General features: G+C 31.0%; 12 protein-coding genes. All 12 read left to right on the top strand.

All coding sequences use genetic code 11. The annotated features are described in order from the left end of the window. Nucleotides 1–22 precede the first annotated feature (22 nt). The 12 genes from ATO12_RS12405 to ATO12_RS12350 all read left to right on the top strand — a co-directional run bounded on the left by ATO12_RS12405 (nucleotide 23) and on the right by ATO12_RS12350 (nucleotide 14,234). A complete protein-coding gene (locus ATO12_RS12405; RefSeq protein ID WP_034242342.1) occupies nucleotides 23–1,087 on the top strand; it encodes a beta-ketoacyl synthase N-terminal-like domain-containing protein in 1,065 nt (354 codons plus the stop codon). After that, nucleotides 1,081–1,857: a polysaccharide deacetylase family protein gene (locus ATO12_RS12400; protein WP_034242341.1), complete on the top strand. Its 777-nt coding sequence runs from the start codon at nucleotides 1,081–1,083 to the stop codon at nucleotides 1,855–1,857. The genes ATO12_RS12405 and ATO12_RS12400 overlap by 7 nt, the downstream gene beginning before the upstream one ends. Beyond that, complete coding sequence (locus tag ATO12_RS12395) at nucleotides 1,850–2,467, top strand: LolA family protein (RefSeq protein WP_034242340.1); 618 nt, start codon at nucleotides 1,850–1,852, stop codon at nucleotides 2,465–2,467. Before ATO12_RS12400 ends, ATO12_RS12395 begins: the two co-directional genes overlap by 8 nt. Further along, entirely contained in the window at nucleotides 2,448–3,059 is a 612-nt protein-coding gene (locus tag ATO12_RS12390; protein WP_034242339.1) for a hypothetical protein, read from the top strand. The genes ATO12_RS12395 and ATO12_RS12390 overlap by 20 nt, the downstream gene beginning before the upstream one ends. Next, nucleotides 3,056–3,652, top strand: coding sequence for a porin family protein (locus tag ATO12_RS12385; protein ID WP_034242338.1), 597 nt, complete (start codon nucleotides 3,056–3,058; stop codon nucleotides 3,650–3,652). Before ATO12_RS12390 ends, ATO12_RS12385 begins: the two co-directional genes overlap by 4 nt. Nucleotides 3,653–3,658: 6 nt before the next feature. Continuing rightward, nucleotides 3,659–4,024 (top strand): hotdog family protein, encoded by a 366-nt coding sequence (locus ATO12_RS12380; protein WP_034242337.1) that lies wholly within the window; start codon nucleotides 3,659–3,661, stop codon nucleotides 4,022–4,024. Between the two features lie 119 nt (nucleotides 4,025–4,143). Further along, nucleotides 4,144–4,641 carry a hypothetical protein gene (locus ATO12_RS12375; protein ID WP_034242336.1) on the top strand — a complete coding sequence of 166 codons (498 nt, stop codon included), beginning with the start codon at nucleotides 4,144–4,146 and terminating at the stop codon, nucleotides 4,639–4,641. Nucleotides 4,642–4,662: 21 nt separating this feature from the next. After that, nucleotides 4,663–5,847, top strand: a complete 1,185-nt coding sequence (locus tag ATO12_RS12370; RefSeq protein WP_051575803.1) for a DUF2062 domain-containing protein — start codon at nucleotides 4,663–4,665, stop codon at nucleotides 5,845–5,847. After that, complete coding sequence (locus ATO12_RS12365) at nucleotides 5,847–9,536, top strand: MMPL family transporter (protein WP_034242335.1); 3,690 nt, start codon at nucleotides 5,847–5,849, stop codon at nucleotides 9,534–9,536. The genes ATO12_RS12370 and ATO12_RS12365 overlap by 1 nt, the downstream gene beginning before the upstream one ends. Before the next feature lie 143 nt (nucleotides 9,537–9,679). Next, entirely contained in the window at nucleotides 9,680–11,218 is a 1,539-nt protein-coding gene (locus ATO12_RS12360; protein ID WP_034242334.1) for a phytoene desaturase family protein, read from the top strand. A 47-nt stretch (nucleotides 11,219–11,265) separates the two neighbouring features. Continuing rightward, nucleotides 11,266–12,942, top strand: coding sequence for an acyl-CoA--6-aminopenicillanic acid acyl-transferase (locus tag ATO12_RS12355; protein ID WP_034242333.1), 1,677 nt, complete (start codon nucleotides 11,266–11,268; stop codon nucleotides 12,940–12,942). Beyond that, entirely contained in the window at nucleotides 12,939–14,234 is a 1,296-nt protein-coding gene (locus ATO12_RS12350; RefSeq protein ID WP_034242332.1) for a phenylacetate--CoA ligase family protein, read from the top strand. The genes ATO12_RS12355 and ATO12_RS12350 overlap by 4 nt, the downstream gene beginning before the upstream one ends. The last annotated feature ends 235 nt before the right edge of the window (nucleotides 14,235–14,469 follow it).

Here is a 14,469-nt window from a genome sequence, read left to right as displayed (position 1 = left end):
AAAACTGTTTAATTAAAGAGATATGAGTGCAGTCTATATAACCGGTATCGGGTCTATTTCATCTCAAAAAACTTATGACAATACCGAGTTTTTGAAAGAAATCAATACCTATACAGATAATGTGATTTCTGTGGTTAATCCAAATTATAAAGAATATATTCCTCCTGCGGCAGCACGTAGAATGGCAAAAGGCATTAAAATGGGAGTGGTTGCCTCTAGAATTGCATTGGCAGACGCAAACATAGACAATGTTGATGCTATTATCACAGGAACAGGAATGGGATGTGTTAGGGATTCAGAAAAATTTGTTAGTGCTATTATAGATAATAACGAGCAATACCTCACTCCTACTTCATTTATACAATCAACTCATAATACAGTTGGTGGGCAAATCGCTCTGGGGCTTCAGTGTAAAGGTTACAATTTCACCTATGTACATGCAAGTGTATCTTTTGAATCAGCATTATTAGATGCCCAATTGCAACTAGAAAATGATGAGGCTAATACTATTCTAATCGGAGGTGTTGATGAGCATGGGGATCATACTATTACGATCCACAAACTTATTAATCATATTAAATCAGAAAAAACTGATTCTACCAAGATATTGGATTCGAAAACTGAAGGAGCAATATTTGGTGAAGGGGCAAACTTTTTTGTTGTATCAAATCAAAAACAAGACTCGAGCTATGCCCAGGTTATAGCAGTACAAACCTATAATACATTAGCTGAAACCGAAGTCTCTCATGCAGCTCAACTATTTTTAGAGGATAATAATTTAAATATCGACAATATAGATGCTATTGTATTAGGAAATAATGGAGATGTAAAATACGATACATTTTATAATGAGTTAAGCTCAAACCTATTCAAAGATACGCAACAAGTATATTATAAACATTTATGTGGTGAATTTAATACCGCATCGTCTTTTGGAGTATGGTTAGCTTCAAAAGTATTGAAAACACAAGAGTTACCAGAAGTAGTTCGGTTAAATGAAAAATCAACATCAAACTTTACTACTATTTTATTATACAATCAATACAGAGGAGAGAATCATAGTTTCACTTTACTGCGTAAATGCTAAATTTTAAATCCGTAAATAGAATAACAGCGCTCGCTTTTTTGGTTTTGCATATAACCAATTATTCATTAGAAATACCGTTATGGTCTTATTTCTTATTGGGTTTTATATGGTTGCTTATTACCATGGCTGGTTCTGGACTTATACAGTGGAATTACCATTTTACATCTCTTAATGCAAATAAGGATATAAAAAATAATCAAGTTGCCATTACGTTTGATGATGGACCAAATCCCGAATTTACACCTCAAGTCTTAAAACTCTTAAAGCAATATAATGCAAAAGCTACCTTTTTTTGTATTGGCAAGCATATTGAGGCTTACCCCGAATTAGTTAAAGAAAGTATTAAACAAGGGCATGTTATCGGAAATCATACATATACGCATCCTAATTCTTTTGGCTTTTTAAAAACAGAAGACGTAATTTCAGAATTACAACAAACCAATGCCGTAGCAAAAAAAGTAACAGGGTTAACTATGCGACTATACAGACCAGCTTTTGGAGTAACAAACCCAAGAATTAAAAAGGCATTAAAAGTAACAGAGTTACAATCCATTGGGTGGAATGTCAGGTCCCTGGACACTACATCCCGAAGTTCGGATAAAGTACTAAAACGAATAACAAGAAGACTTTCGAAAGGTGATGTTATTTTACTTCATGATACAAGCTCAAAAACAATTATTGTTTTGGAACAGTTATTGTTATTTTTACAACAACAAAATATAGAATCAACTACTATAGATTCTTTATTTAAGATAAAAGCATATGCCTAAAATTGTTTATTTACTATTATTTATAGTTACTACGCTATCTGCACAAACCGAAATGAGTACTATAGAAGCTAACGCTTTAAAAGCAAAAGTAAAAGCTCTTGCTACCACTACAAAAACTATTTCGAGTGATTTTACGCAATACAAACACATGGATTTTTTGTCAAATGATATTATCACAACAGGAAAACTTGCTTTTAAAACACCAAATATTGTAAAATGGGAATATGTAGAACCTTTTACATATTCTGTGTTGTTCAAAAACAAAACACTATACATTAATAATGAAGGTAATAAAAGTAACATCGATATTGGATCTAGCGAGCAGTTTAAACAATTGAATAAGCTTATCATTAATAGTGTTAAAGGGGATATGTTTAATGATGATGAATTTAGTATTGGTTATTATAAAAATAAAGGGAATAGCGAAGTACATTTTAGCCCTAAAGACAAAAAGTTTGAAAAATTTATTAAAGCATTTCACATTACATTTAATTCTAAAGGGGATGTTATTGAAGTAAAAATGATAGAACCTTCAAATGATTATACCAGAATAGTATTTAACAACAGAGTCTTAAACAAACCTTTGTCAGATGAGATATTTGCTCATTAGTCTTTGTTTTATATGTATAGGATGCGCTTCCTATCCTAAGAAAAACAATTTCGTTAAAAAAGAAGCATCTGGTATCGAAGTAAGAAATTTATATTTTTCAGATAAGACACAAGATTATGTGTACAAAGCAAATATTGATGTTTACAAAAAGCATTTTGGGGGGATTTTTATTGTAAAAAAGATTGAAGATCATCATCATCGTATCGTATTTACTACAGAAATGGGAAATAAAATTTTTGATTTTTCATTTATTAATGAAAGCTTTACGGTAAATTATATCTTAGAAGACTTCAATAAAAAGATTTTAATAAACATTTTAAAAAAAGATTTTAAAGCATTGATTGAAGAAACTCCTACCCTTTTAAATACATTTTCACATCAAAACGATATAGTTTTTGAAACTGAAATTAATAATGATAAACATTATTATTACAATAAAAATAACACAATACATAAAATTGTTAGAACTGGGAATAGAAAAGAAAAAGTAGTTTTTACATTTTCAGAAATTAGTGATACTATTGCAAATCTAATTACAATTGAGCATAAGAATTTAAAGCTTAAAATTAATTTAAAATCGATTCAAAAATGAGAAATCTTTTATTGATCATAACCTTTTTTGGTGTTTTTGGAGCGGCCTCTGCACAAAACAAGACATCTTTTGGATTAAGAGGCGGAGTTAATATTTCTGATCTTTCTAATGCCAATTTAGAGCCCAAAGCAGGGGTTTATATAGGAGCTTTTTTACATTTCAGATTCTCAGAGCTATATGCGCTTCAACCCGAAGTGGGATATTCTAACCAAGGAGGTAACAATAAATTTTCAAATGGAGATGATGTAGAGATACATTACGTTTCAGTAACTGCTACAAACAAATTTTTTGTTAGAAATACAGGATTACATTTGATCATTGCACCAAGTCTAGATTTTGATTTTGATGATACTCCAGTAAGCCTTGTAAACAGAGAAGAAGGTAATGACATTACTTTTGTAGATCTTTCTTTTGCAGCTGGTCTTGGTTATGAATTTAAAAACGGAATAGCTATAGAAGCTAGATATAAACATGGCACGCTAGATGTATTTTCTGGTGATTTTCATGATTTTTCAACACAATCTATATACGAAGAAAAGAATCAATTTAATCGTGTTTTTCAAATTGGTCTTTCGTATAGATTTAATTTCTAATTACATATGTTACTAAAAGATTTTTACACCGCAAATACATTAGAGACTGTTGAAAATATATCGACAGCAACTATTACCATCAACAAAAACCATGAGATTTTCAAAGGGCATTTCCCAGGAAATCCTGTAACACCAGGTGTTTGTATGATGCAAATCATAAAAGAATTAACAGAAGGTATTGTAAATAAAAAACTCTTTATGCAGTCCTCTAGCAATGTTAAATTTATGGCTATTATAAATCCTGAAAAAAATCCAGATTTAGTTTTAACTTTAGACATTACCCAGACAGATGATACTTATAAAGTAAAAAATGTAACTACATTTGAAGATACAGTTGCTTTAAAATTGACTGCAAATTTTAAAACAAAGTAAATTTATATACAAAACTAACATTAAAAATATATAAATTTTTAATGAGAGAATGTAGCGACTACATACGCTCTTAATTTTATAATTAATATATTATCGAATAATTACCAAAACCCAAACAAGTGAAATTTTTATTTGCATTCATATCATTATTATCTTTTACTATGCTATCGATAGATTTAGATATCGTAAGAATAGCATATAGAGAAGCTGCTCACGACAAAACAAAAGTAGCTGCACTTAATGAGCAACTTGCATCTGTAAATAAAAAAGATGATATTGTTTTGGTCGCTTATAAAGGAGCGGCTATTACATTGCGGGCGAAGTATGAAAAAAGTTTAAAAGAAAAAAAACGACTGTTTATAGAAGGAGTTTCATACATTGAATTTGCCATAGAAAAATCCCCAAATGCTGTCGAACCTCGTTTTATACGTATAGGAATACAAGAAAATACGCCTAGATTGCTAAAATATAAATCTAATATAAAAGAAGATAAATTATTTCTGCTTAAACAATACAAGACGATAAAACCTAAAATTTTAAAAAAGCATATCGGTGAGTATATTTTGCAATCGAAAGCTTTTAGTGATGAAGAAAAAGCAGTAATTTTAGTTCCTTAAAAATTGAAACACTTCAATTGAGTGATAAAAGAGTTTACAAAGCAAAAAATCGACCTATTCAACGTATGTGTAATAATTCCTACCTACAATAATTGCAAAACATTACGAAGGGTTATAGATGGTGTATTATCTTACACTAAAAATATTATTGTTGTAAACGATGGAGCCACAGATACGACTCCAGAGATCTTAAAGGAATATCCTCAAATTCAACAAATCCATCTACAAAAAAACAAAGGAAAAGGTAATGCTTTGCGTGTTGGGTTTGCAGCTGCACAAAAACAAGGGTTTAAATATGCAATTACGATAGATTCTGATGGTCAGCATTTTCCCGAAGATATTCCTGCTTTTATTACATCCTTAGAAACATCAGAAAATAAAAACATCTTGCTCATTGGGGCAAGAAATATGAGTCAGGAAAGTGTTCCTAAAAAGAGTAGCTTCGGTAATAAGTTTTCTAATTTCTGGTTTTGGGTAGAAACGGGCACAAAGCTTCAGGATACCCAATCTGGATATAGACTATATCCACTCGAAGCATTAGCAAATCTAAATTTTTATACTTCAAAATTCGAATTCGAAATAGAGGTTATTGTAAAAGCGGCATGGAGTGATGTAATTGTAAAAAATATTCCGATACAAGTATTATATGATGAAACCGAGCGGGTATCACATTTTAGGCCTTTTAAAGACTTTACCCGAATAAGCATACTTAATACCTGGTTGGTCACAGTAGCTTTTTTATATATAAAACCCAGAAATTTATTCCGAAAAGTTAAAAAAAAAGGAGTAAAACGTTTCTTTTTTGAAGATTTCTTAGAAAGCCAGGATTCCCCACAAAAAAAAGCATTATCTGTAGCTTTGGGAGTTTTTATAGGGATATCACCACTATGGGGGTTTCATACTGCACTTGTACTGTTTTTTGCTGTTGTTTTAAAACTAAATAAAGTAATTTCTTTTGCTTTTTCTAATGTAAGTTTGCCTCCCTTTATTCCTTTTATCATTTTTATGAGTTTAAAAGTTGGTAGTTTTGTTTTAGGAGAACCTCAACCGTCATTTACCAATATTGGTGAAAATTTTGAAATGATAAAAAGTCTTAAAACTTATATTGTAGGTAGTTTTACCTTGGCTATAATTTCTGCTATTACGTTAGGAATTTTAGGATATGTATTTCTTACCATTTTTTCTAAAAAAAATAATGCATCATAATGGATAGCTTTTTTTATAGTTTATATACATCTATTGTTTCCAGAAAAGTAATGAGCTTTGGAATATTTTTGCTCATTATTTCGGGTTTGCTATTTATTGCTTCAAAAATTCAATTTGAAGAGGATATTACTAAATTAATTCCTACAAATGATAAGACGTCCGAGATTCAAAAAGTATTAAAAACAGTAAACTTTGCTGATAAAATTATAGTAAACATTACACGCGAACCCGAAGGGTCGGTAGATGATCTCACAAAATATGCATCGCAATTTATTGATAGTGTTACTATAAAATCTGGTGAGTATATTACCCAAATTCAAGGTAAAGTCGAAGAAGAAGATATTTTTAACACCTTAGATTTTGTTTACAAAAACCTTCCTCTTTTTTTACAAGAAAGCGACTATAAGGATATCAAAAATAAAATTCGAAAAGATAGTATAGAAGCTATAACGAATAGTAATTATAAAACTTTAATTTCACCTACGGGAATTATTGCAAGAGATAATATCTTAAAGGATCCCCTGGGACTATCATTTATTGCCTTAAAAAAATTACAGCAACTTAGTTTCGGAGATGATTTCACATTACACAATGGTTTTTTACTTAGTAAAGATCAGAATCACGTTTTATTATTTATAACGCCTAAGTTAAAATCTAGTGAAACAGACAAGAATGCCATATTTGTAGAAGATCTTTATCAAATAAACGATCAACTTAATGATCATTTTAAAGGTAAAGTACAAAGCGAATATTTTGGAGGCGCTTTAATCGCTGTAGCAAATGCTAAACAAATAAAAAGGGATATTCAACTAACCATTAGTATCGCTATTACGATTTTATTAATCATACTTATTTTCTTTTATAGAAAAATTACTATTCCGATTATTTTATTTGTTCCAACCATTTTTGGCGGGCTATTAGCCATTGCTTTATTGTTCTTAATTCGCGAAAAAATTTCTGCAATATCTCTGGGTATTGGTTCCGTACTACTGGGGGTTACCTTGGATTATTCGCTTCATATCTTAACACACATAAGAAGTAATACTAATATAAAAGCAGTTTATAAAGAAATCACTACTCCAGTTTTAATGAGTAGCTTAACCACCGCTTTGGCATTTTTATGTTTATTATTTTTAGAATCGCAAGCGCTTCAGGATTTAGGTATTTTTGCAGCAATTAGCGTTGTAGGATCTTCTTTTTTTGCATTAATATTTATCCCACAGGTTTATAAAAGCACTGCTCAAAAAAGACCAAAAACAACACTAATCGATAATGCCGCTCAATATCCTTTACATAAGAACAAATGGGTAATTATAACCTTATCATTAGTATTAATAGTAAGTCTGTTTACCTATAGTAAAGTACAATTTAACAATGATATTTCTAAACTAAACTTCGAGCCGCAAGAGTTAAAAGATGCACAATTAAGATTAGATGCTTTAACTAATATTGCTTCAAAATCCATTTACCTGGCAGCCTATGAAAAATCAGAGCAAGGTGTTCTACAGGTAAATGACAAGATTTTTGAAAAGCTGCAACTACTAAAAAATGAAGGAAAAGTAATCGATTTTAGCTCTATCGGATCTTTAATCTATTCAGAAAAAACTCAAAAAGAAAGAATATCGAGGTGGAATTCGTTTTGGAATACAAATACAATAGCAAGTACAAAAGCTAATCTTATTGAAAGTGGAAACAAATTAGGTTTTAAGCCTACTAGTTTTAATGCATTTTATACACTTCTGGAGTCGAATTTTAAGCCTTTAAAAATTACAGACTACAACGCCTTAAAAACGATTTCTATAGCAGATTATATAACAACAAAAGAGGATTTTGTTACAGCAACAACACTCGTTAAAGTAAAAGATGAGAATGCACAACATGTAGTTGATATGTTTAAAGATGAGCCTCAGACCATAGTTATCGACAGAAAACATATGAATGAAACCTTTTTAGGAAATCTAAAAAATGACTTTAACAAACTAGTTGGTTACTCATTAATTGTGGTGTTACTTATCCTTTTATTCTTTTACAGAAGCTTATCTCTTACCTTGGTAACAAGTATCCCCATAGCGATCACCTGGTTACTAACCATTGGGATAATGGGATTATTCTCATTAGAGTTTAACATCTTTAATATTATAATTTCTACCTTTATTTTTGGTCTGGGAATAGACTATAGTATTTTTATGACTAATGGGTTGTTACATGAATACAGAACAGGAGAAAAAGCAGTAGCAACTCATAAAACATCTATTATTTTATCTGTTATTACTACTATTTTGGGAGTTGGTGTTTTAATATTTGCCAAACATCCTGCGCTGTATACGATATCATTACTTTCTATTATCGGTATACTATCTGCAATTGTTATATCATTCACCATCCAACCTCAATTATTTAGGCTTTTTATCGGGAGTAAGACAAAAAGACCAATAACACTTAGGTTATTTTTACATTCTATTCTTTCTTTTGGCTACTATGGTTTAGGAGGCCTATTACTTTCGTTATTTAGCGTAGTTTTCATAAAAATTATCCCATTACCTAAAAAAATGAAAATGAAATGGTTTCATAAAATAATGTCAAAATTTATGGGATCGGTACTATATACAAATCCTTTTGTACGTAAAAAGATTATTAATCAAAGTAATGAAACCTTTGAGAAACCAGGAGTCATTATTGCTAATCATACTTCTTTCTTAGATATTTTGGCAATAGGAATGTTATATCCAAAAATTATTTTCCTGGTAAACGATTGGGTATACAACTCTCCTATTTTTGGAAAAGCAGTACAACTGGCTGGCTTTTATCCTGTATCTAGTGGCATAGAGAATGGATTAGAGCATTTAAAGAAAAAAGTTGATCAGGGGTATTCGCTTATAGCCTTTCCCGAAGGAACAAGATCTAATACCAATAAAATTAAACGGTTTCACAAAGGAGCATTTTATCTGGCAGAGCAATTTGGCCTAGACATCATTCCGGTACTAATACATGGAAATTCTGAAGTACTCCCTAAAGGAAGTTTTATTATTAAAGACGGCAGCATAACCATCAAAATACTTGATAGGATAAAAGCAAACGATACTAGTTTTGGCGAAAACTATGCTAGAAAAACAAAACAAATTGGAGCATATTTTAAAAGTGAATTTGAGAACCTTAGAAATGAGATAGAGCACGATGCGTATTTTAACAAAATTATTCTCGAAGAATACCGATACAAAGGTGATCCTCTTTATAAAGAAGTTTTAAAAGATTTAAAAGCGAATAAAGAGATTTACAAAATAATTATAGACACAGTCGAAAAAAAAGAAACTATACTTCATATTTCTAAAGATTCGGGTCAATTAGATTTTCTGTTATCTTTAGATAGTCCAGACAGGAAAATTATTAACTATATAGAAAATAAAAACATACGAGATATTGTTAAAAACAGCTATATTACCAATAATCATAGTAAAATTATTTGTGTCGATACTATAGAAGAAATAATGGCGTATGATGCAAATGTGCTTATTCTAAATTTAGCTACAATTACAGAAAATGAATTAGAAAAGATCCTAAGCAGCAAAATTGATCTGTTAATTTTACTAAACGAAAGTCAAAATACACACGCACAGGTAATTGCTAATTTGGGATTCGAGACCAGGCACCAAAAGAATAATCTGGTTATTTTAAAAAACAAAGAAAATTAAAAAATGAAACGAGCATTAAGAAATTTCAACAAGTATTTCATAAAAGAAAATGTTTAAATTTTTAATGCGAGAACGTAGTGGGTTACACACGTTCTCAATTTTATAATTAATTTATTATTAATAAATTACTAAAATTTAAACGTGTGAAAGAGCATTATGATATTGTAATTATTGGAAGTGGTTTAGGTGGTTTGGTTTCTGCCATCATTTTAGCCAAAGAAGGCTATAGTGTATGTGTGTTAGAAAAAAACAATCAATACGGAGGAAATCTACAAACCTTTGTAAGAGACAAAACTATTTTTGATACAGGAGTACACTATATTGGTGGGCTTTCTGAAGGCCAAAATCTATATCAATATTTTAAATACATCGGTATCATAGATGATTTAAAATTAAAAAAACTCGATGAAGACGGTTTTGATATTATAACTTTTGAAGGTGATGAAAAAGAATACAGACATGCTCAAGGATATGAGAATTTTATAAAAGTTTTGGTTGATCAATTTCCAGACGAGGAAGAAGCTATTATAACCTATTGTAATAAACTAAAAGAAACATGTCGTAAATTTCCATTGTATCAGTTAAAACAAGGGAAACCTTACTTTGATGATAGTGAAATTTTTTCGCTTAATGCGAAGTCCTATATCAATTCTCTTACAGATAATAAAAAACTACAGGGAGTTCTTGCAGGAACAAATTATTTATATGCCGGAGACAGTGATCGTACTCCTTTCTATGTACATGCCTTATGTATTAACTCTTACATCGAAAGCTCATACCGATGTATAAATGGTGGTAGCCAGATTACAAAAGTTTTAATCAAAAGGTTAAAGGAATATGGGGGAGAAACATACAAACACCATGAGGTTGTTAAATTTGGATTTGATGATAAAAAAATCAATTCTGTTACCTGTAAAAATGGTAAAGAAATAAAAGGAGATTTGTTTATCTCTAATATTGAACCAAAACTAACGCTAAAGCTAGCTGGAGAAGATAAATTTAGAAAATCATATGCCAATAGAGTACATAAGATCGAAAGTACAATTGCTGCTTTTACGCTATATATTGTATTAAAACCAAACACTTTTGCCTATCAAAACAAAAATTTCTATCATTTTAATCACCCAGATAGAGTTTGGGATACACAGGGTTATACCGACGAAAGTTGGCCAGAAGGATATATGATGACTATGGGGGTTAATAAAAAAACAGATGAATATGGGGATAGTATTGCCGTAATGACGTATATGCGTTATGAAGAAGTTAAACCCTGGCAAGACACATTTAATACGGTAGCTAATAAAAATGAAAGAGGGCAAACCTATGAAGACTTTAAAGCTGAAAAAGCTGAAAAAATCATTGTTGAATTAGAGAAAAAGTTTCCAGATATAAGAGATTGTATTCTAGAAACGTATACCTCGACACCACTATCCTATAGAGATTATATCGGTAGTAATGAAGGATCGATGTATGGTTATGTTAAAGACGTTAATAAACCAATGCATTCTTTCTTATCTCCTAAGACCAAAATCAAAAATTTAATGTTTACGGGGCAGAGTTTAAATATGCATGGCATCTTGGGAGTTACTATTAGTGCTGTCACTACTTGCTCAGAAATAATAGGTAAAGATTATTTGCTTGATAAAATACTAGAAGCTAATAAGGAGCAAAAAACAATTTAGGATATGAGAACAACAAAAATATCAAGCATCTAAAAAAACAAAGAAGTATGTTCTTAAAAACATATTGTTTTACAAAATGGCTGTGCTTTTTTGCACTCTTTTTTCTGTTAATGTCATGTGGTGTCTCTAAATCGATAAAAGATATCCCAGACGTTAGTAGTTATTCTTCTTCTATTGAAAAAAGAATAAAAGTTTCGGATTCTGTTTTTACTATCGGAAGTAATTTTCTTAGTAAAAACAAGCAAGGTTTGTGGGAGCTTTATGTAGAAGGAGATCCTTTACAAATAGGTTTATTAACCGGAAGCCTGACACAAGAACTATTTAAAAAGCAGGAGCATGCTTTTTTATCTAAGGTAGGAGAATTAGTCCCTTCAAAAACAAAACAATATATATTAAGAAAAATTGTCGCCTGGTATAATAGAAAAATGTATTTACATATTCCTGCAGAGTATAAAGCAGAAATATATGGGCTTTCAAAATATGCATCAAACGATTATAATCACATAGCAGAAAACTACTTAAGAATACTATATCTTCATGGTGCACATGATATAGGGCATGCTTTGCAGGATTTAGCATTAGTAGGATGTTCTTCATTTGCAGCCTGGGGAGAAAAAACCGTAGATGGTGATTTGATCATTGGTAGGAATTTTGATTTTTATGCCGGTGATGACTTTGCCAAAGATAAAATCATTGCTTTTGTAACCCCAACAAATGGTCATAAGTTTATGTCTGTAACCTGGGGAGGAATGATTGGTGTGGTTTCGGGAATGAATGAGCACGGACTTACGGTAACTATAAATGCGGGGAAATCTAAAATTCCTTTATTGGCAAAAACGCCAATTTCAATTTTGGTTCGTGAGATTTTACAATACGCCTCGACAATTGATGAAGCCATTGCAATAGCAAAAAAACGGGAAGTTTTTGTATCTGAATCTATATTTATAGGAAGTGCAAAAGATAAAAAAGCTATTACTATTGAAGTATCTCCCAAAAACTTTGGTGTTTATGATGTCCCTAACTCGAATCAGTTAATTTGTTCTAATCATTTTCAGAGTGAAGCCTATTCTGATGATCAAAATAATATAAAACATATCGAAGAAAGCCATTCTCAATATCGTTATAAAAGAATGCAGGAGTTATTACAACAGCAACCTAAAATAACACCGCAAATTGCTGTAGATATCTTAAGAAATAGAGAAGGACTAGACAATAAACAAATCGGATATGGTAATGAAAAAGCTTTAAATCAATTATTAGCACATCACGGTATTGTTTTTAAACCAGAAGATCGCATGGTTTGGGTATCATCAAACCCATATCAATTAGGAGAATTTGTTGCTTATAACCTGAATGATATCTTTAATAAAAAACATACAAAAACAATATTATCTCAATCTGAATTAAATATTGAAAAAGATCCTTTTCAATTTACTAAGGCATATAAAGATTATGAAAACTACAGACGGTTACGCAAAGACCTTCAAAAAGCAATTGACGATAAAGAAATGTTAGCCCCTTCTTTTATTGGGACTTTTCAGAAGACCAATCCAGAGTATTGGGAAGTATATTATTTAATTGGTAAATATTATTACGAAAAACAATATTATACTGCAGCATTGCATGCCTTTGAAGAGGCAGGCAACAAAGAAATTACGACAGTTCCCGACAAACGTGAAATTGATTCGTATATTAAAAAATTAAAAAGGAAATTAAAACAATGATTCCTGAAATAGAAAAAGCATCGTTGGCTCAGATCAAAGCGGTACAAGAGCAAGAATTAAAGAAATTAATATCATATTTAGATACACACTCTACCTATTATCAAGGTGTTTTTGCAAAACATAATATTCTTCCTTCGACAATTAATACTCTAGAAGATCTGGTAAAAATACCAGTTACTACCAAAGAGCAATTACAACAGTTTAATGATGATTTTATCTGTGTCCCAAAAAGTGAAATCATAGATTATGTCACAACTTCGGGGACCTTGGGGGAGCCTGTTACTTTTGCACTAACAGATAATGATTTAAAAAGGTTAGCGTATAACGAAGCCATTTCTTTTGCCTGTGCTGGTGTGCAAAAGGAAGACGTAATGCAATTAATGACAACTATCGATAGGCGTTTTATGGCAGGAATAGCCTATTTTATGGGTGCTCGGGAATTAGGAGCCGGGATTATACGGGTAGGAGCCGGGATTCCCGAATTACAATGGGATTCTATTTTAAAATTTAAACCTACCTACTTAATTGTAGTTCCTTCATTTTTATTAAAATTAATTAAATATGCCCAGGAACACGATATTGATCTGAATGCTTCGGGGATAAAAGGTGCTATTTGTATAGGAGAATCTCTTAGAAATCAAGATTTTTCGTTAAACACACTAGCAAAAAAGATAAAAGATAACTGGAACATAGAACTATACTCTACCTACGCATCTACAGAAATGAATACTGCTTTTACAGAGTGTAGCGAACAACAAGGAGGCCATCATCACCCAGAATTAATTATTGTAGAAATTCTAGATGATCATAATTGCCCTGTTCCTCCTGGTGAGGTAGGAGAACTTACGGTTACTACTTTGGGAGTAGAAGCAATGCCTTTATTGCGATTTAAAACAGGAGATATGGTCAAGGCGCATACTTCACCTTGTGCATGTGGACGTAATACCATGCGTTTGGGGTCGGTAGTAGGAAGAAAAAAACAAATGATTAAGTATAAAGGAACAACTTTATACCCTCCTGCTATGGATAATATTCTCAATGATTTTAATGAAGTAGAAAATTATATCATCGAGATTTTTCACAATACCATAGGAACAGATGAAATTTTAATCAAAATAGGTACACAAAGTCCTACAGAAGAATTGCTTCATGATATAAAAGATCATTTTAGAGCAAAGTTAAGAGTATCTCCTAAAATTGAATTTCATGATAAAAAAGACATCCTGAAACTTCAATTTCCTAAACTAAGCAGAAAACCTGTCATTGTTATTGATAAAAGAAAAACAGAGTAACACCTTTTCTGATTTAAATAGTACTCATATAAGATTTTACAATCTCTATATTGATTTTAGTTACCTTCGGTAAACAAAAAGATACTTGTAGTGGTAATGACTACACATACCTTGTATGAAATCATAAGAATGCAGTTAAGTGTTATGTTTTGATTCCTCATATAAAAATGACAGATAGGTGACATCTAAATGTCGTTACAAAAACAAGAGACTCTCTATAGCTTTGTATCAAACA

It is taken from the genome of Aquimarina atlantica (assembly GCF_000626715.1).
In the GTDB taxonomy this organism is placed as follows: Bacteria; Bacteroidota; Bacteroidia; order Flavobacteriales; family Flavobacteriaceae; genus Aquimarina; species Aquimarina atlantica.
The sequence above is the reverse complement of the archived record's forward strand: the minus strand, read 5'-3'. Positions and strand labels throughout refer to the sequence as shown.

Coding starts and splice junctions, on each gene's coding strand:
- ATO12_RS12355 (WP_034242333.1), top strand. CDS start 11,266: ATGTTCTTAAAAACATATTGTTTTACAAAATGGCTGTGCTTTTTTGCA.
- ATO12_RS12380 (WP_034242337.1), top strand. CDS start 3,659: ATGTTACTAAAAGATTTTTACACCGCAAATACATTAGAGACTGTTGAA.
- ATO12_RS12385 (WP_034242338.1), top strand. CDS start 3,056: ATGAGAAATCTTTTATTGATCATAACCTTTTTTGGTGTTTTTGGAGCG.
- ATO12_RS12365 (WP_034242335.1), top strand. CDS start 5,847: ATGGATAGCTTTTTTTATAGTTTATATACATCTATTGTTTCCAGAAAA.
- ATO12_RS12395 (WP_034242340.1), top strand. CDS start 1,850: ATGCCTAAAATTGTTTATTTACTATTATTTATAGTTACTACGCTATCT.
- ATO12_RS12400 (WP_034242341.1), top strand. CDS start 1,081: ATGCTAAATTTTAAATCCGTAAATAGAATAACAGCGCTCGCTTTTTTG.
- ATO12_RS12405 (WP_034242342.1), top strand. CDS start 23: ATGAGTGCAGTCTATATAACCGGTATCGGGTCTATTTCATCTCAAAAA.
- ATO12_RS12390 (WP_034242339.1), top strand. CDS start 2,448: ATGAGATATTTGCTCATTAGTCTTTGTTTTATATGTATAGGATGCGCT.
- ATO12_RS12350 (WP_034242332.1), top strand. CDS start 12,939: ATGATTCCTGAAATAGAAAAAGCATCGTTGGCTCAGATCAAAGCGGTA.